Source organism: Nonomuraea jiangxiensis (assembly GCF_900099965.1).
Taxonomy (GTDB): domain Bacteria; phylum Actinomycetota; class Actinomycetes; order Streptosporangiales; family Streptosporangiaceae; genus Nonomuraea; species Nonomuraea jiangxiensis.
This window is the reverse complement of the sequence record NZ_FNDJ01000006.1, coordinates 436,950-454,630: the sequence shown is the minus strand read 5'-3', so window position 1 is coordinate 454,630 and position 17,681 is coordinate 436,950. Positions and strand designations below refer to the sequence as shown.

Genomic DNA, 17,681 nt, shown 5'->3' with positions numbered 1-17,681 from the left:
CGCAAGGAGGACAGGAAGGCGCAGGTGGAGGCCGAGTTCGAGGAACTGACCAACGAGCCGGCGGCCGGCGGCTTCCCGGTGCCGCCACTCGATCTGCCGCACTACCACGGGGTGCAGCACAAGGAGATTCCCAGTGGGACTAACTGATTGGCTGAACCCCGTCAAGGGCTTCGGGGTCACCTTCCACACAATGTTCAAAAAGCCCGTCACGGTGAACTACCCGGAGGAGAAGCGGCCGACCGCGCCTCGGTTCCACGGGCGTCACCAGCTCAACCGCTGGCCCGACGGGCTGGAGAAGTGCGTCGGGTGCGAGTTGTGCGCCTGGGCGTGTCCGGCCGACGCGATCTACGTGGAGGGCGCGGACAACACCGAGGAGGAGCGCTTCTCGCCGGGTGAGCGTTACGGGCGCACGTACCAGATCAACTATCTGCGGTGCATCCTGTGCGGTCTGTGCATCGAGGCGTGCCCGACGCGCGCGCTCACCATGACCAACGAGTACGAGCTCGCCGACACCAACCGCGAGAGCCTCATCTACACCAAGGAGATGCTGCTCGCGCCCCTGACCCAGGGCATGGAACAGCCGCCGCACCCCATGCGGCTCGGTGAGACCGAAGAGGACTACTACCGGCTGGGGCGGACCAATGGGTGAGACCATCACTTTCTGGGTGCTCGCCGTCGTGTCCGTCGGCGCCGCGCTCGGCATGGTCTTCAACCGGAAGGCCGTCTACTCGGCGCTGATGCTCGGCACCGTGATGCTCTGCCTCGCGGTCCTGTACGCCGTGCAGGACGCGCCCTTCCTGGCCGCGGTGCAGATCATCGTCTACACCGGCGCCATCATGATGCTGTTCCTCTTCGTGCTCATGCTGGTGGGCGTGGACTCCTCGGACTCCTTCGTGGAGACGCTGAAGGGCCAGCGCTTCTGGGCCGTCATCGCGGCCGCCGGCTTCCTGGCGCTGTTCATCCTGGCGATCGGCAACGCGATCTTCAGCCCGGCGACCGGGCTGGCGGCGGCCACCGGGCAGGCGGGCTACATCCGCTCGATCGCGGAGCTGCTCTTCACCCGCTACGTGTTCGCCTTCGAGATCACCTCGGCGCTGCTGATCACGGCGGCGCTGGGCGCGATGGTGCTGGCGCACCGCGAGCGCCTGACGGCGAAGGCCACGCAGAAGGACATCTCCCGCGCCAGGTTCCGCGGCGACCGCCCGTCGCCGCTTCCGGGGCCGGGCACCTACGCCAGGAACAACGCCATCGACATGCCCGCGCTGCTGCCCGACGGCTCGGTCGCGGAGTCCTCGGTCAACCGCTACATCGCCCGCTACGACGTCGAGCAGGGCAACCTGCCCGAGGATCCCAAGCTCGCAGAGGCGATCAGGCACACGGCCGAGGAGGACGAGGCCGATGAGCACGAGGCCGAGCGGAACAATGGGGTGACCAAGTGACGACGCACTACCTCGTCCTTTCCGGCCTGCTCTTCGCCATCGGCGCGCTCGGCGTGCTGATCAGGCGTAACGCGATCGTGGTGTTCATGTGCGTGGAGCTCATGCTCAACGCCTGCAACCTGGCCTTCGTCACCTTCTCCAGGCAGGTCGGCAACCTGGAGGGCCAGGTCATCGCGTTCTTCGTGATGGTGGTGGCCGCGGCCGAGGTCGTGGTCGGCCTGGCCATCATCGTGACGATCTTCCGAACCCGCAGGTCCGCGTCGGTCGACGACGCCAACCTGCTGAAGTACTAAGAGGTGACTGGTGGAATCTCAAATCGCTGAGATCACCCAGCACACCGGCGGCGTGATCGGCGTCTCCTGGCTGATGATCGCCTTCCCCCTGCTGGGGGCGTTCATCCTGCTGGTGTTCAACCGGTTCACGAATCGCTGGGGCCATCTGCTGGGCGTGGCCATGTCCCTCGCCTCGTTCGTCGTGGCCGTGCTGGCGTTCTTCGAGCTGATCGGGTTCGGCGAGGAGGCGCGCCGGCGGGCCGTCCACCTCTTCGAGTTCATCCCCGGCATGCCGGGCGAGCCGCCCATGGTGGACATGGGGCTGCTCATCGACCCGCTGTCGATCAGCTTCGCGCTGCTGATCACGGGTGTCGGATCGCTGATCCACATCTACTCGATCGGCTACATGTCGCACGACGAGCACCGGCGCAGGTTCTTCGCCTACCTGAACCTGTTCGTGGCCGCGATGCTGCTGCTGGTGCTGGCCGACAACTACGTGGGCCTGTTCATCGGCTGGGAGGGCGTGGGTCTGGCCTCCTACCTGCTGATCGGGTTCTGGCAGTTCAAGCCGTCGGCTGCGGTCGCGGCCAAGAAGGCGTTCGTGGTCAACCGGGTCGGTGACTTCGGGCTGCTGGTCGGCATGTTCGTCATCTGGACCACGTTCGGCACGCTCGCCTTCAAGGACCTGGCGGCCCAGACCAGCGGCGTCGAGAACGGCACCACGCTGGCCATCGGCCTGCTGCTGCTGCTCGGCGCGTGCGGCAAGTCGGCCCAGCTCCCGCTGCAGTCCTGGTTGCTGGACGCCATGGAGGGCCCGACCCCGGTGTCGGCCCTGATCCACGCGGCGACCATGGTCACCGCCGGCGTCTACCTGGTGGTCCGCTCCGGGGCGTTCTTCTTCCACGAGGGCTCGGGCGCCGCGCTCGCGGTGGCCATCGTCGGCGCGGCCACGCTGCTGGCCGGTGCGATCATCGGTTGCGCCAAGGACGACATCAAGAAGGGCCTGGCCGGCTCGACGATGTCGCAGATCGGCTACATGATGCTCGGCGCGGGCCTCGGCCCGGCGGGCTACGCCTTCGCGATCGGCCACCTGATCACGCACGGCTTCTTCAAGGCCGACATGTTCCTCGGTGCCGGGTCCGTCATGCACGGCATGAACGACGAAGTGGACATGCGCAAGTACGGCGCCCTGCGCAAGGTCATGCCGGTCACCTTCATCACGTTCTTCATCGGCTACCTGGCGATCATCGGGTTCCCGCTGCTGTCCGGCTACTTCACCAAGGACGGCATCATCGAGACCGCGGTGCACCACCAGCCGGTGCTGGGCTGGCTGGCCGTGCTGGGCGCGGGCATCACCGGCTTCTACATGTCGCGGATGGTCTTCATGACCTTCTTCGGCCAGAAGCGCTGGGCCGACGACGCGCACCCGCACGAGTCCCCGGCGGTCATGACCTGGCCGCTGATCATCCTGTCGATCGGCTCGATCTTCCTCGGTGGCTACCTCATCCTGAGCAACACGCTCATGCTGTTCCTCAGCCCGGCCGTCGGCCGACCGGCGGAGCTGCCGGAGTTCCACTTCACGAGCGTGCCCGGCCTCGCCACTCTGGCGCTGGTCGCGGTCGGTGCCGCCTTCGCCTGGATGCGGTACGGCCGGGTCGAGGTGCCGGCCGTGCAGCCGCGCGGCAACTTCCTCACCACGTTCGCCCGGCGCGACCTGTACGGTGACGCGCTCAACGAGTCGCTGTTCATGCGCCCCGGCCAGTGGCTGACCCGCATCGCGGTGTTCTTCGACAACCGCGGCGTCGACGGGCTGGTCAACGGCCTGGCCGCGGGCATCGGCGGCAGCTCCGGGCGCCTGCGGCGGATCCAGACGGGCTTCGCCAGAACGTACGCGCTGTCCATCCTGATCGGCGCCGCCCTGCTGACCGGCGCCCTGCTCCTTGTTGGGAACATCTGATGTCACCCTGGCTTCCGATACTCATGGCGGTGCCCGTGGTGGGCGCCATCGTGGTGGCCCTGCTTCCCAAGGGCAGTGACAAGCTGGCCAAGCAGGTCACGCTGGCGGTCTCGCTGCTGGTGCTGGTCCTGACGGGCGTCATGGCCGCCGGGTTCAAGCCGTCCGGCGAGCGCTTCCAGTTCACCGCCGCGTACGACTGGATCCCGAGCTTCGGCGTGAAGTTCGGGGTCGGCGTGGACGGCGTCGCGCTCGTGCTGATCGCGCTGTCCGTGGTGCTGGTGCCGATCGTGGTGCTGGCCTCCTGGCACGACGCCGACGGGGTCAAGACCGCCGACGGCACGCTGATCACGCCCAAGCGGTCGGTGAAGACGTACTTCTCGCTGCTGCTGGTGCTGGAGACGATGATGATCGGCGTCTTCGCGGCGACCGACATCTTCCTGTTCTACGTCTTCTTCGAAGCCATGCTGATCCCGATGTACTTCATGATCGGCTCGTACGGCGGCGCCCAGCGGTCCTACGCGGCCGTCAAGTTCCTGCTGTACTCGCTGTTCGGCGGCCTGCTCATGCTGGTCGCGGTCATCGGGCTGTACGTGGTCGCGGGCAGCAAGACGTTCATGTTCCCCGAGCTCGTCGGGGCCATCCAGGACCCGACGACGCAGAAGTGGCTGTTCGGCGGCTTCTTCATCGCCTTCGCGATCAAGGCGCCGCTCTGGCCGGTGCACACCTGGCTGCCCGACGCGGCCGCGCAGGCTCCGGCCGGGGCCGCGGTGCTGCTGGTGGGCGTGCTGGACAAGGTCGGCACCTTCGGGATGCTGCGCTTCTGCCTGGAGCTCTTCCCGGACGCGGCCAAGGCGTTCACGATGCCGATCGTGGTGCTGGCAGTCATCAGCATCATCTACGGGGCCATCGTGGCCATCGGGCAGACCGATATGAAGCGCCTCATCGCGTACACGTCGATCTCCCACTTCGGCTTCATCGTGCTCGGGGTGTTCGCCATGTCGGCGACCGCCCAGTCCGGCGCGGCCCTCTACATGGTCAACCACGGCTTCGCCACCGGGGCGCTGTTCCTGGCCGCCGGGTTCCTCATCGCCCGGCGCGGGTCGCCGTTCATCGGGGACTACGGGGGCGTGCAGAAGGTCGCGCCGCTGCTGGCCGGCTTCTTCCTGGTCGCCGGTCTGGCCGGGCTGTCGCTGCCGGGGCTGTCGTCCTTCGTCAGCGAGTTCATGGTCATGATCGGCACCTATTCGAGCGCGGCGCACGGCTCGGGCGCGCTGACGGTGGCCGCGGTCATCGCCGCGCTGGCGGTGATCCTGGCGGCCGTCTACATCCTGTGGATGATCCAGCGGGCCATGAACGGGCCGACGGCCGAGCCGGTCAAGCTCTTCAAGGACCTGAACGCCCGCGAGGTCTGGGTGCTGGCCCCGCTGATCGCGCTGATCATCGGCTTCGGGTTCTTCCCCAAGCCGCTGCTCGACGTGATCAACCCGTCGGTGCACCAGACACTGACCAACGTGCAGGTGCCCACCTCCACCATCGCTGAGAAGGGGACAGGTCAGTGAACACCATCCCAGCGCCGACGATCGAGTACGGCACGCTGGCGCCGTTGCTGGTGGTGTTCGGCGCGGCCATCATCGGCGTACTCGTCGAGGCGTTCGCGCCGCGCTACCTGCGCAAGGCGATCCACGTGCCGCTCACGCTGCTGAGCCTGTTCGGCGCGTTCGCGCTGGTCCTCGTGCAGGTGCTGCGCGGCCAGGTCGCGACCACGGCCTCGGCCATGGGCGCGGTCGCGGTGGACGGGCCCTCGCTGTTCATCTGGGGCGTCATCCTCGTCCTGTCGTTCGTCTGCGTACTGCTGATCAACGACGAGGGCCACTTCGTCGCCTCGGCCGCGGCCGTGCCCGGCAGCGCCGACGAGGAGGAGGCCGAGGCTGAGGGCGGCGGTGGTCACACCGAGGTCTACCCGCTGGTGCTGTTCGCGGTCGGCGGCATGCTGCTGTTCCCGGCCGCGCACGACCTGCTGATGATGTTCGTCGCCCTTGAGGTCATGTCGCTGCCGCTCTACCTGCTGTGCGGCCTGGCCCGCCGGCGCCGCCTGCTCTCGCAGGAGGCGTCGATGAAGTACTTCCTGCTGGGCGCCTTCTCCTCGGCGTTCTTCCTGTACGGCACCGCGATGATCTACGGGTACGCGGGCACCGTCTCGCTCCCGGGCATCAACGAGGCCCTGGCCAAGGGATCGGGTCTCGACCCGCTGCTGATGCTCGGGCTCGCGCTGCTCGGCGTGGGCCTGCTGTTCAAGATCGGCGCGGCGCCGTTCCACGCCTGGAAGCCTGACGTCTACCAGGGCGCTCCGACCCCCATCACCGCACTGATGGCCTCGGGCACGCTCGTCGCGGCCGTGGGGGCCGTGCTGAGGGTGTTCTGGGTGGGTCTGGGGAACCTTGACTGGAACTGGCGGCCCATCATCTGGGGCGTCGCCGCGCTCACCATGATCGTGGGTTCGATCCTGGCGATCACGCAGACCGACATCAAGCGCATGCTGGCCTACTCGTCCATCGCGCACGCGGGCTTCCTGCTCGTCGGCGTGATGGCCACGTTCGGCACGGCCGCTCAGAACGCCGTCTCCCTGAAGGCGATCCTGTTCTACCTGGCGGTCTACAGCATCACCACGGTCGGCGCGTTCGCGGTGGTCACGCTCGTACGTGACCCGGGCGGCGAGGCAGGGCACCTGTCGCGCTGGGCCGGGCTCGGCAAGCGCTCGCCGATGCTGGCCGGGGTGTTCGCGTTCTTCCTGCTCGCCTTCGCCGGCATCCCGCTGACGAGCGGCTTCTTCGGGAAATACGCGGTGTTCGCGGCCGCCCTGAACAGCGGCACGCAGCCCGGCGACTCGATGGGCGGCTGGATGGCCGGCCTGGTCGTGGTGGGTGTGGTGGCCTCGGCCATCGCGGCCTTCTTCTACGTACGGGTGATCGTGCTGATGTTCTTCAGCGAGCCGGCGGCGGACGGACCGGCCATCGCGGTGCCCAGTACGGGGACCGTGGCTGTCATAGCTGTTTCGTTGCTGGTTACCGTAGGGGTGGGGCTCTACCCGGAGTCCCTACTCGGTGTTGCCAACGACGCTGCTCACAGCCTGTTCATCAGATAAGGGGATTTGTATGTCTGCGCCTCCCGTGGTTGACCTTCCCATCGAGGACGAACGGCTGGCGCAGGACCTAGCCGACGGAATGGCCGCGGTCGAGAAACTCCTGCGTTCGTCGGTGGAGAGCGAGGACGCCTTCGTCACGGAGGCGTCCAAGCACCTGATCGAGGCCGGTGGCAAGCGGTTTCGCACGTTGATGCTGCTGCTGGCCGCCCAGTTCGGCGACGCGACCGCGCCGGGCGTGGTGCCCGGCGCCGTCGTGATCGAGCTGACCCATCTCGGTTCGCTCTATCACGACGACGTCATGGACGAGGCCCAGGTGCGCCGGGGCACGCCGTCCGCGAACGCCCGGTGGGACAACACCGTGGCCATTCTCACCGGCGACTATCTGTTCGCGCAGGCCTCCGACCTCCTGGCCGACCTCGGGCCGGAGCTGATCCGCATCCAGGCGCAGACGTTCTCCCGGCTCGTCCAGGGCCAGATCAGGGAGACGGTCGGGCCGAAGGCGGGCGAGGACCCGGTCGCCCACTACCTCAGCGTGCTGGAAGACAAGACGGGCTCGCTGATCGCCGCCTCCGGCCGGTTCGGCGCGCTGCTGTCGGGGGCGCCGGCGGACGTGGAGGAGCGCCTCAGCCGTGCGTGCGAGGCCATCGGGGTGGCCTGGCAGCTCGGGGACGACCTGCTGGACGTGGCCTCCTCGGGCGCGGAGTCCGGCAAGACGCCCGGCACCGACCTGCGCGAGGGCGTCAAGACGCTCCCGGTCCTGTACGCGCTGGCCACGTCGTCCGATCCCCGGCTGAACGAGCTGCTGTCGGATGCGGTGGCGGAGGAGGACGTGGAGGAGGCGCTGACCCTGCTCCGTGCCCACCCGGGCATGGTCCAGGCCAGGGCCGAGTTGGCCGCCTGGGTGGACCGGGCCCGTACCGACCTGTCCGGCCTCCCCGACATTCCGGCCAGGGCGGCTTTTATGGCGCTATGTGACTACGTGGTCAAGCGTTCCGGCTGATTTCCGCTTCCGGGCGGCCGTGCGCGCCGTGCGGAAGCCGTCGTACGTGAAGATCGCCAGGGCCAGCCAGACGATCGAGAACCCGATCCACCGGCTGGGCGGCATCGTCTCCTTGGCGATCAGCACCCCGACCGCGAACTGCAGGATCGGCGCGATGTACTGCAGCAGGCCCATGGTGCTGAGCGGCACCCGGATCGCCGCGGCCCCGAAGCAGATGAGCGGGACGGCCGTGATGATCCCCGACCCCACCAGCAGCAGCACGTGCCAGACCCCATGGTGTCCGAACGTGGCCTGCCCGCCGGTCTGCAGGAAGATCAGGTAACCGAGGGCGGGCAGCAGCAGGACCAGGGTCTCCACGGCCATGCTCTCGGTGGCCGCCACGTTCGCCTGCTTCTTGACCAGCCCGTACACGCCGAAGCTCACCGCCAGCGTGAGCGCGATCCACGGCAGCCGCCCGTAGTCGAGCGTCAGCACGAGCACCGCCAGCGCCCCGAACCCGACCGCCGCCCACTGCAGCGGCCGCAGCCGCTCCCGTAGCAGCACCACCCCGAACAGCACGTTGACCAGGGGGTTGATGAAGTACCCCAGCGCGCTCTCCACCACGTGACCGCTGTTGACGGCGTAGATGTAGGTGCCCCAGTTGACGGTGATGACGACGGCGGCGACGGCCAGCAGCGCCAGCTTCGCCGGCTGCCTGAGCAGGTCCCGCACCCAGGACCAGTGGCGGCGCAGGGCCAGCACGGCGAGGACGGCCACCAGCGACCAGGCCATGCGGTGGGCCAGGATCTCGACGGCTCCCGAGGGTTTGAGCAGCGGCCAGTAGAGGGGGAACAGGCCCCACATGGTGTAGGCGGCGATCCCGAACAGTGCGCCACGCCGGAGGTCAGGCATGGGTCACATCTTCCGGCATCACCACCCTTAACCACAAATTTCGTCCTCTATATGGAAATGTGTAGCCACGCTAAAGTGTTGCGACGTATGTAGCCTGGGATGTGACCTATGGAGGTAGTGCGATGGGCTGGCTGTTCGGCAACAAGACCTCGATGGTCCGACCCGAGGACGCTCTCCCCGGCCGCCCGGACCCCATCCCCGTCCCCCCGCGGCACGCCGTCCTGCACACCCCCCTGACCCCGCCGTACACCTCGGACCAGGACTCGACCCCCCTGGAGGTGGCCGACTTCGGCCTCGGCTGCTTCTGGGGCGCGGAGCGCAAGTTCTGGCAGACCCCCGGCGTCATCACGACCGCCGTCGGCTACCAGGGCGGCTACACCCCGAACCCGACGTACGAGGAGGTCTGCAGCGGCCTCACGGGCCACACCGAGGTCGTCAGAGTGGTCTTCGACCCCTCAAAGGTGTCCTACGAAGAACTGCTCCGGGTCTTCTGGGAGGCCCACGACCCCACCCAGGGCATGCGCCAGGGCAACGACATAGGCACCCAGTACCGCTCGGCCATCTACTACCACTCACCGGAGCAACGCAAGGCCGCGGAAACGTCACGCGACGCGTACCAGAAGGTCCTGAACCAGGCAGGCTACGGCAACATCACCACCGACCTCACCGATGCCGGCCCCTTCTACTACGCCGAGGATTATCACCAGCAATATCTATACAAAGTGCCCAATGGCTACTGCGGCATCGGCGGCACCGGGGTCTCCTGCCCGGTCGGCCTGACCTCCGGTGGGGCGTAGGGGGTGTGGTGATAGCGAGGAACAGTCAGGCGGCGCGGATGCACGGCCGTGGGCTCACGGTTACCTCAAGGACGATGGCGTGAGCGCCGTCGTCATCGATGAGGTGCTCTTCAAGGGTGGGACCGGTGACAGCCAGGCAGTGGCGGTGCAGCCAGCCGAACAGGTCCTGCCCGGCGCGGACTACCCCTGCTGAGGATGGAACGACGGCTCGTACGACAGTACGGGCAGGCAGGAGGATCTGCTCGCCGGCGCCGTCGGTGGTCACCGCGGCGGCGAAGCCGCCCGTCGGCTGCCCGCGAAGCCAGGTCAGCAGGGCCGCCGGTGGCGCCGGGCAGACGGCGGCCAGTTCGTCGGGATGATTGAGGCGCATGCGGCGGACGCGTAGTCGACGCGAGTCCACCGCGGTCTGCTGAGGCAGGATCGACATCGGCACGGCGAGGTGGTCCTCGGCGTGAGCCGCGGTCGCGGCCAGTGTGGCGATGTCACGCCTGATATTCGCCACGATCTCGATCAGCGCCTGCCGGAGCTGCGTCTCGGGAGCGTCCATCAGATCGGCGATCTGGCGCAGCGGCAGGCCGAGGCGCCGCAGTCCGCGGATGCGTTCGAGCCGGGACAGCTCGGCCACGCCGTACCAGCGGTAGCCGGTGGTGCGGTCGACCGCGGCGGGAACCAGCAGCCCGATCTTGTCGTAGTGGCGCAGGGTTCGTTCGGATACGCCGACCATGCGCGCCAGTTGCCCGATCCGCCACATAACGTCCCCTCACCTGGCATGTTGACCTTGTCCCTGTGTCAGGGTTCTACCGTCCGGTTCATGACTGATCCGAACCCTCGGCTCCGGCTCACCGGTGTGCTGCTGTTGACCTCGCTGGTAGCCATGGTCGCCGGTACGGCCATCGCGGTGCCATCGGGGTTGACCCTGAGTCCGTCCGATCCCGGCGCCGCGCTGGACGCAGTGAGCGAGCAGGTCGGGCTGCACTTGACCGAGTTGGCCTTCGACGTGCTGGGCTGGCTGGCACTGACCGCGGCCGGGCTTGTGATGGCTGCTCGCCCGGCCGAGACGTCAAGACCGTATCTGGTGACGCTGGCCGGTGGCCTGCTGGCCGGCGCCGGGCTGGCCGGCCTGCTTCATGACGCCGGAAACCTGGCACTGACCCAGTTGGCCGCCCGCCCGACCGCCCCGGCGGCCGTCACAGTGGCCTTGGCCGTGCTGCTCACGGCCAAATGGGCGGTCAATCTGGCCGGGCTGCTGTGGGTCGCTGCCACCGTCGCCGGCGCAGTGGGCATCCCGATGCCCGCCGGGCTTCGTATCACCGGCGTGATCGCCGCACTTATGGGCCTAGCCGCGGTCGTACTTCCGTGGACGACCGGGACCGACGGCCCTACGGGGACACTGGAACAGCTCGGGTATGCGCTCCACATGCCCATCATGATCTGGTACGGGGTCCTGGGCTGGCGGTATCTGCGCAGGCAACATCCGGTCGTTGCCGCTCTTGATTTCCGGTCAGAGTCTCGATAGGTCGCATATCTATTGCCTGAAGCGAAGCACCACCACCAGCAATATTTGTGGAAGAACCCGGACGGCTACTGCGGGATCAGGGGAACGGGTGTGGCTTGCCCGGTCGGACTCGCCTCTGGTGAGGCGTAATCAGGACGCCGTGCACGGTCAGGTGGCCGGTGTCGCCGCTGGTCTAGGGTGCTACGGCTGGCAGTATGGCCGCTGACCTGGTCAGTCAAGCCGGAGCTGCCTGGCTTCTCCTGTCCCCTTGCTGGGTGACTCCTAGGTGTCAACGGGACGATCTAGGACGTAAGCATGGCAAGGGGATGGGGGTTAATTGGCGCAATATTAACTGCAATTCGGCTTCTCGGCCTCCCGCCTCCGTAGCGCCTGTGCGATTATCGCACTATGAAGGACACGGGAGAGTGGCAGGACATAGGTGAGCGCGTGCGCGAGTGCCGTATGGCAGCCGACATGTCACAGGAGGAGCTGGCGTCGGCGCTGAAGCTCGACCGAACGATGATCGCGAAGATCGAGCGAGGCGTTCGCCGTGTGGATGCGCTCGAACTCGCCAAGCTGTCGGCGGTTCTTCAGGTTCCCTTGGGCTACTTCCTCGATCCGCCGCCTCTGGTCGTGTCTCGCCGCGCAGAGCTGGCCGACGACACGGTGACTGACGCAACGCGGCAATCCCATCACTTGGAAGTCGCACTCTCCACGTGGTTGGCTGACATCCGGCAGCTTGTTGAGCTGAGGGCGTTCAACCCACCTGACATTGAACGCTATCCCGAGGCGGTGGAGGACACTCTGAGCGCCCGCCACGCCGCCGCATGGGTGCGAGAGCGTCTAGGCCTCGGCAATAAACCCATAGATTCGCTCATGAGTGTGTGCGAGCGGCTTGGACAGCTGGTCGCGGTTGTTGAGGTGCCAGGCGAAGGCGCCTCGTTGATCGAGGACGATCTTGCCGTGGCGGTGGTCAGCAGCCGCGGTGATCCTGGCCGCCGGCGTGCGACCGCAGCTCATGAGCTGGGGCACCTCATCGTTGGAGACGAGTACTCCACGGATATCGGTGTCCATGCGTCTCGTAATGAAAGAGAAGCGATCATTGACGCTTTCGCCGCGGAACTTCTTCTTCCAGTCGCAGCATTTCGCGGCGTCGCTGACTCGAGAGAGAGGGTCAGGCGCGAGGACCTGGTGGTCCTGGCTGCGCGCTTCAGGACCTCCTGGTCGTTGACTGTGCGGCAAGCCGTCGCAGGCGAAGCTATCGACAGGAGTTTCGCCAAGGAGATGCGCCAAAGAAACCCGACGCGCGCGGAGTTGATGGAAGCGGTCGGGTGGGCACCTCAACCCGATTTGGATGCGGTTCGAGTGCCTCCCAGCTTTGCGCATGCGGTGATCGAATCCTTCAAGGATTCGCTCATAACAGAATCTCGGGCGGTCGAACTCATGCGTGGTCAGATCGTGGCAAGCGACCTCCCGGTGCGTGATGATGCGGATTTCGAGCTGTGAGCAGCGCTGAGCCAGACCCCGTCTTGATATTCGATGCGATGTGTCTGAACCACTTCGCTCGCGCGGAACGCTTGGACGTGTTGCGTGATCTCCTGACGGGCACCGTGTGTCTGACCACTCACGTGGTGCGGGAAGAGATACGCGCGGGGGTGCAGGAGCACCCGCTCCTGCAGACTGTGCTGGACGCGGATTGGCTTGGGTTGGCCAGGCTCGATTCTCTGGAAGAGATCAAGTGCTTCGCCAAGTGGGTACAGCGCATCGGATCTTCGGGGCGCGATCTCGGGGAGGCCAGCGTGTTCTCCGCAGCCGAACTATCCCGCGGAATCGCCATCACCGACGATCGAGAAGCCGTGGCCGTGGGAAGGGCACACGGCTTGGAGGTTCATGGCACTGTGTGGCTTCTTGCCTGTGCGGTTCAGGACGGGAAGCTCAACGAAGTAGCCGCCGGAAACATCGTGGATGGTCTATGTGCTACCGGAATGCGTCTGCCGTGTACCGGTTCGACTTTCGGACCCTACGTCCGTCGCAACAGTGGACCCTGAATCTTCCTGAGGCTCGGTCCGTAGGCGACTTTCGGCTCTGACGTTTGTGAAGCCGGATGCATCACGCCGGCAGTGCCGTGGTCCGGTGCGGAGATCTGAAAGGCAGCTCATGGGGCGAGTGGAGTACTGGAACGACCCGGACGCGCCGAAGGCGAACAGCCTGGTGCCTGCTTGCGGGACGGTTACGGTGGATGATGCGGGGCGCATTCTGATGCAGTGCCGACGTGACACCGGTCAGTGGGCTCTGCCCATGGGGAAGATGGAGATCGGGGAGACGCCGTCCCAGTGTGCCGTGCGGGAGACCGAGGAGGAGACCGGCGTGCGCGTCGAGGCGGTGGGCATCCTGGGTATCTACTCCGACCCCGGTCACATCGTGGCGTACACCGACGGCGAGATCCGGCAGGAGTACGAGGTAATGCTGATCGCCCGTCCGGTCGGCGGTCGGCCGGGGGCCAATGATGAGGCCAGTGACGTGCGCTGGGTGGACCCTGGTGACCTTCATGCGCTGGACATCCACCCCACACAATGGCGACAGCTCAACGACTACCTGGAGCGCGCCTATCCGCACGTAGATTGAAACATTCGGGTGGATCAAGGACCAGGAAGAACGCTGGTACTGGTAGCCCTTGACCGGTCGGGTGACGAAGCTTGATCTCATACTCGCCCGGGCGGTGGGCGGGACTGATCTCGGTCGAGGTGTACGGCGATGGGGGCGACGTCCTTCGGAGTTTGCCTGTGACGTGGCCGCCGCGTACGGCATGAGTGGACCTGAATGCGCTTCAGCGCTGTGTGGAGGCGATGACGGCGACAACCTCTTCCCGCCACGCGTCGCGCGGGTCGCCGGCCCGCGTAGCGGCCTGGGCCGGTCGGGGTCGGCAGCGCTCACGCGCCGAACCGCCACGGCGGACCTCATAAGGACGGGGGGCTATTGCGACGTGTGGGGATGCTTGATTTGGCGGTGCAGCGGATAGTCGTCAGGTGGGATGGCTGGGGCCCGATACGCGAAGTCCTCGCGATGGGTGATGAACCGGCCGCCAAGCCCTAGTCTCCGGCGTATGCTCGCGTAACCATGGGCCGGCCTCCTGGTTCCGCCTCTCCGAGCATGTTGCGTTCTCGCACCGAAGTGATGAGTGCCCGAAACGCGTGCGGCAGCGTGTCAGGTTTGTGCCGCAAGGCTGTCTCCAGGCGTACGAGGAATGCCAGGAGTTCGGGATCCGAGACAGATAGGGCATGCTCTCTCAGCCGGTCCACATCCCGGAAGACCTTGGCGTCGTCGTCGAGGGGCCTTATGGTGACCAGGCCTCTGGCCATGGCCATGATGAGGTCGCCGATGGGGAGCGGCCGGCCCGTTTCTTCGATCTGCTTACCCAGGTCACCCATCCACTGCAGGTTGCCCCACAGCCGTGCCACCAGGGCTTCCTCGAGCCACGCTCGCACCTGCTCCCGGACCGCGATTTGCTGACCGGACAGCGTGCGGGTGGAGATCGTCAGTTCCACTATGGCGGCCAAGGCCGTGAGCGCGACGCCGAGAGTAATCGACTTGGTCAGGTCGTCCGTAAAGACCTGGGTGGTGACCGCGGCGGTGCCGCCGGCGCTGAGGGCTCTCGCCGAACTTCTCCAGCGCTGGTGCCGTCGTCGGATCTCGCTGTCCGGGACGTAACGGTGAATCTCGGCAGCCATTTCCCACCGGGCGGCACCCGGAGATTCGCCTTCACGCGCTTCTATGAGCACGCCGTGGGCTTCGTTCAGCACTGCTTCGGCGAACAGTGCGCTGCGCCCTTCTTCGTTAACGTGGTATTGGGCAAAATCGAGCGCTTTTCGGCCCATAGGGCTTTCGGCGGCGTCCTCTATCCAAGCTTTCAGTCGGTCGTCGAACGTTAAGCTGAGCCGGCCACGATAGTCGGGGAAGCGAACGCCCCAGGTTATCTTCTCTCTGACCCACCGGCCCATGCGCCGGAACATGCCAGAGCGGTCCTGGTCGATCGGAAACTCTGTGATGTCGAGTGCGTCGCAGAAGGCGGTGGCCGCTTGTCCCACCTTCTCCGAGAGGATGGTGTCATCCTCGCTGAGGGCGCGGGAGACAGCCTGCCATCGCAGATGCTTTAGCCAATTCCTCCTTTCTATTACCTTTTTTCCGATCTGATACCAACGCACGCTTTTGCCGACATAGCTGGCAACGGGGGGATGAGTCGACACGCCGCTATGCTACAGAATCTGCAGAGGCCTGGCATAATGCATCATCGTTATGTCCAACTCGTGCGAATTATCCCGTATTGTCCATCGGTCGAGGGGAATTGCTCCGCCTGCCGCGTGAAAACCCGCCGCTTCCGGTGCTCGGACCCGCAGACCCCGTGCTCCGGGTCGGGTTGCCGGCGAACTACCTGACTTCCGTGTCCGGCAGTCGATCTGGGTCGGTGCGAGGCTGGGCGGCTAGGACAGGAGGGTGTTGTAGGCGGTTGAGTGTTGTTGGCCGGACATGAAGGACAGGAACTCTCTGACGAAAGCACTGCGGGAGTAGCTGTCCGCTCGGCCGGTCAGGTCGCGGTGGAAGGCCGTGCGGAACAACCGCTGGTATTCCTGTACGTCGATCGCCTGGTCGTCGTCGAGGTCGGTGACATCGAACAGTACGTCGGCGATCTTGACCAGTCCGAGGCTGGGCAGCGAAACGGCCGAGGCGGCGTATTCCTGTCGTGTCACGCGTCCGTCGCCGCCGGTGTCGAGATGGGTCTGCAGCTCCCGCCACCAGGCGGCGTAGGCGGTGTAGAGGCGTTCCTCGTCCTGTTCGTCCAGGTCGAGCCGGGTGGCGATCTCTCTTGCCATGGCCGCCAGGTCGGGCCAGGCGAGGTAGCCGTCGCCGGTCTGGTCCAGGACCTCGGCGAAGAACTGGTCGGCTGAGCGGGTGGCTTGGCTGACCTTGTCGGGAGCGGGGGTCATGAGTCTGAGCATGGCCGCGGCCTGGCCTGCCTTGCGGCGTACGGTCTGCCATGGTCCGGAGTCGTCGGCGTGGTCGGGATCCAGCAGGCTCACGAACGTGCTGACGTGCACCCAACTGCTCGGTAGCAGGCGGGTGGCGAGTCCGGCGGTCAGGTAGGCCCCGTGCATGAGCGCCCGCGCTCCTGGAAGGTCGGGCAGGGCGACACGTCGGCAGAAGGGTTCCGGCAGCGACGCGATGGTGATCGCGGCGGCCACCGGGCCTGCCACGGCTCGGCCCGCGGCCCACACCGCGGGATGGTTGCGCAGCAGGGGCGGCGCGGGCACGTTGGCGAAGAGCCGGTAGAGGATGACATGGACCGCCTCGGTGTTCTCCAGGCGATGCTCGATCACGTCGTCGTAGTAGGGCCAGAACTCCCGCAACGTCGGGGGGAGCCGGTCGCTGTTGCCCTCCAGCAGGGCGAGGAACGTACGGAACTCGGCGTAGAGCCGTTCCAGTGCGGGCCTGTCGAGCGACTGGCCGCTCAGCCGGCACATCGTCACTGTCGATTCGAACAGGGTCGCGATCACCCAGGCGCGAGCTTCGGCGTCCATCGCGTTGTAGTGGCGGCCCTGCGAGTCGGTGCCCGAGATGCGGGCGTGCAGGCGGTTGAGGCGGGCCGTCTCCCGGTTGCGAACGCGATGGTCCGTGTCGAGGATTCGCTGCGTGCTCACCAACGTGTTGCGCAGCCGCCGCCACGGATGGGTCACGAACGTCGAGTTCTCGATCAACGCTGTGCCGATCTGAGGGTGCGCGGCTTCCAGCACCGTGGCGCGGGCCACCGCGAAGCCCCACCGTGCGTCGTTGACGAAGCGGCGCAGCATGGAGTCCGGCCCGAAGACGTCGACGGTCTTGTCCGCGGTGGTCTGGATCATCGAGGTGCCTCTCCCGTGGTGGCGGTCGACTGGCGAACATCGCCGAACCGGCGCTGGCGCGATCGGTAGGCCTCAAGGCATTCCCAGAGGTGGGTCGCGCGGAAGTCGGGCCACAGCACCGGAGGGAAGACCCATTCGGCGTAGGCCACTTGCCAGAGCATGAAGTTGGAGATCCGCTGCTCTCCGGATGTGCGGATGACCAGGTCCACGTCCGGCGTGTCGGAGTAGGGGAGATGCCGGGCGAAGGTGGCCTCGGTGACCTGCTCGGCCGGCACGGCGGCGTGGATCAGCGAACGGGCGGCTTCCACGATGTCGCGGCGCCCCCCGTGGTCGAAGGCGACCGTGAGCGTCATCTGCCTGTTGTCGCTGGTAAGCGTCGTCAGATCGGCGATGTCCCGGACCAGGGGCGGCGGGATCCGCGGATCGGACATGCCCAGGAACCTGCACCGGACGCCCCGCGTGTGCAACGCCGGTGCGTGCTTGCGGATGGCCCGGCGCACCAGCCTCATCAGGATGTCGACCTCGCCCGCCGGTCTGCGCCAGTTTTCTGTGGAGAAGGCGTACAGGCTCAACCACTTGATGCCGGCCGAGCGCGCTGCCTCGATGATGTCGATGACGGCGGCCTCTGCCGCCTCGTGGCCTGCGGTGCGCGGCAGCGATCGCTGCGCGGCCCACCGCCCGTTTCCATCCATCACGCAAGCCACGTGACGCGGCAACCTGCTGATGATTTCCATAGCTGAGCGTGACTATATCATTGCTCATAGTATTGTCGAGGGCCGTCAGAGTGTCGCCTG

General features: G+C 66.5%; 17 protein-coding genes. 12 read left to right on the top strand and 5 right to left on the bottom strand.

The window, feature by feature from the left end:
• Nucleotides 1-133: 133 nt before the first annotated feature.
• The 7 genes from nuoI to BLS95_RS16490 all read left to right on the top strand — a co-directional run bounded on the left by nuoI (nucleotide 134) and on the right by BLS95_RS16490 (nucleotide 7,810).
• A complete protein-coding gene (gene nuoI / locus BLS95_RS16520) occupies nucleotides 134-649 on the top strand; it encodes an NADH-quinone oxidoreductase subunit NuoI (RefSeq protein ID WP_090931991.1) in 516 nt (171 codons plus the stop codon).
• Nucleotides 642-1,439 (top strand): NADH-quinone oxidoreductase subunit J, encoded by a 798-nt coding sequence (locus BLS95_RS16515; protein WP_090931989.1) that lies wholly within the window; start codon nucleotides 642-644, stop codon nucleotides 1,437-1,439. The genes nuoI and BLS95_RS16515 overlap by 8 nt, the downstream gene beginning before the upstream one ends.
• The gene (nuoK, locus tag BLS95_RS16510; protein WP_090931987.1) at nucleotides 1,436-1,732 is read left to right on the top strand and encodes an NADH-quinone oxidoreductase subunit NuoK; all 297 of its coding nucleotides are present in this window, start codon (nucleotides 1,436-1,438) and stop codon (nucleotides 1,730-1,732) included. Before BLS95_RS16515 ends, nuoK begins: the two co-directional genes overlap by 4 nt.
• A 73-nt stretch (nucleotides 1,733-1,805) precedes the next feature.
• Nucleotides 1,806-3,668 carry an NADH-quinone oxidoreductase subunit L gene (gene nuoL, locus BLS95_RS16505; protein WP_176993225.1) on the top strand — a complete coding sequence of 621 codons (1,863 nt, stop codon included), beginning with the start codon at nucleotides 1,806-1,808 and terminating at the stop codon, nucleotides 3,666-3,668.
• A complete protein-coding gene (locus BLS95_RS16500; protein WP_090931985.1) occupies nucleotides 3,668-5,227 on the top strand; it encodes an NADH-quinone oxidoreductase subunit M in 1,560 nt (519 codons plus the stop codon). The genes nuoL and BLS95_RS16500 overlap by 1 nt, the downstream gene beginning before the upstream one ends.
• Nucleotides 5,224-6,810 (top strand): NADH-quinone oxidoreductase subunit NuoN, encoded by a 1,587-nt coding sequence (gene nuoN / locus BLS95_RS16495; RefSeq protein WP_090931983.1) that lies wholly within the window; start codon nucleotides 5,224-5,226, stop codon nucleotides 6,808-6,810. Before BLS95_RS16500 ends, nuoN begins: the two co-directional genes overlap by 4 nt.
• 10 nt (nucleotides 6,811-6,820) lie before the next feature.
• The gene (locus BLS95_RS16490; protein ID WP_090931981.1) at nucleotides 6,821-7,810 is read left to right on the top strand and encodes a polyprenyl synthetase family protein; all 990 of its coding nucleotides are present in this window, start codon (nucleotides 6,821-6,823) and stop codon (nucleotides 7,808-7,810) included.
• On the opposite strand, the gene rarD is transcribed toward BLS95_RS16490, so the two are convergent.
• The gene (rarD, locus tag BLS95_RS16485; RefSeq protein WP_090931979.1) at nucleotides 7,778-8,701 is read right to left on the bottom strand and encodes an EamA family transporter RarD; all 924 of its coding nucleotides are present in this window, start codon (nucleotides 8,699-8,701) and stop codon (nucleotides 7,778-7,780) included. The two genes, BLS95_RS16490 and rarD, sit on opposite strands and share 33 nt — an antisense overlap.
• A gap of 122 nt (nucleotides 8,702-8,823) precedes the next feature.
• Between rarD and msrA the strand changes: the two genes are divergently transcribed.
• Entirely contained in the window at nucleotides 8,824-9,498 is a 675-nt protein-coding gene (msrA, locus tag BLS95_RS16480; RefSeq protein WP_176993221.1) for a peptide-methionine (S)-S-oxide reductase MsrA, read from the top strand.
• Between the two features lie 25 nt (nucleotides 9,499-9,523).
• Here the strand turns inward: msrA and BLS95_RS16475 are convergent, their stop codons facing one another.
• Entirely contained in the window at nucleotides 9,524-10,249 is a 726-nt protein-coding gene (locus BLS95_RS16475; RefSeq protein ID WP_090931977.1) for a MerR family transcriptional regulator, read from the bottom strand.
• Nucleotides 10,250-10,309: 60 nt separating this feature from the next.
• Here BLS95_RS16475 and BLS95_RS16470 point away from each other — a divergent pair, with 60 nt between their 5' ends.
• From BLS95_RS16470 to BLS95_RS16450, 4 genes are all read left to right on the top strand, one after another.
• Nucleotides 10,310-11,014, top strand: coding sequence for a hypothetical protein (locus tag BLS95_RS16470; RefSeq protein ID WP_090932088.1), 705 nt, complete (start codon nucleotides 10,310-10,312; stop codon nucleotides 11,012-11,014).
• A 387-nt stretch (nucleotides 11,015-11,401) separates the two neighbouring features.
• Nucleotides 11,402-12,499 (top strand): helix-turn-helix domain-containing protein, encoded by a 1,098-nt coding sequence (locus BLS95_RS16460; RefSeq protein WP_090931975.1) that lies wholly within the window; start codon nucleotides 11,402-11,404, stop codon nucleotides 12,497-12,499.
• On the top strand, nucleotides 12,496-13,041 hold the full coding sequence (locus BLS95_RS16455; protein ID WP_090931973.1) for a PIN domain-containing protein: 546 nt from the start codon (nucleotides 12,496-12,498) through the stop codon (nucleotides 13,039-13,041). The genes BLS95_RS16460 and BLS95_RS16455 overlap by 4 nt, the downstream gene beginning before the upstream one ends.
• Nucleotides 13,042-13,150: 109 nt before the next feature.
• Nucleotides 13,151-13,618: an NUDIX hydrolase gene (locus tag BLS95_RS16450; protein ID WP_090931971.1), complete on the top strand. Its 468-nt coding sequence runs from the start codon at nucleotides 13,151-13,153 to the stop codon at nucleotides 13,616-13,618.
• Between the two features lie 464 nt (nucleotides 13,619-14,082).
• Here BLS95_RS16450 and BLS95_RS16445 read toward each other — a convergent pair whose 3' ends face one another.
• From BLS95_RS16445 to uppS, 3 genes are all read right to left on the bottom strand, one after another.
• Nucleotides 14,083-15,237, bottom strand: coding sequence for a hypothetical protein (locus BLS95_RS16445; protein WP_143043734.1), 1,155 nt, complete (start codon nucleotides 15,235-15,237; stop codon nucleotides 14,083-14,085).
• A 234-nt stretch (nucleotides 15,238-15,471) separates the two neighbouring features.
• The gene (locus BLS95_RS16440) at nucleotides 15,472-16,887 is read right to left on the bottom strand and encodes an EF-hand domain-containing protein (protein WP_090931967.1); all 1,416 of its coding nucleotides are present in this window, start codon (nucleotides 16,885-16,887) and stop codon (nucleotides 15,472-15,474) included.
• Nucleotides 16,884-17,621 carry a polyprenyl diphosphate synthase gene (gene uppS / locus BLS95_RS16435; RefSeq protein ID WP_176993220.1) on the bottom strand — a complete coding sequence of 246 codons (738 nt, stop codon included), beginning with the start codon at nucleotides 17,619-17,621 and terminating at the stop codon, nucleotides 16,884-16,886. Before uppS ends, BLS95_RS16440 begins: the two co-directional genes overlap by 4 nt.
• Nucleotides 17,622-17,681 lie beyond the last annotated feature (60 nt).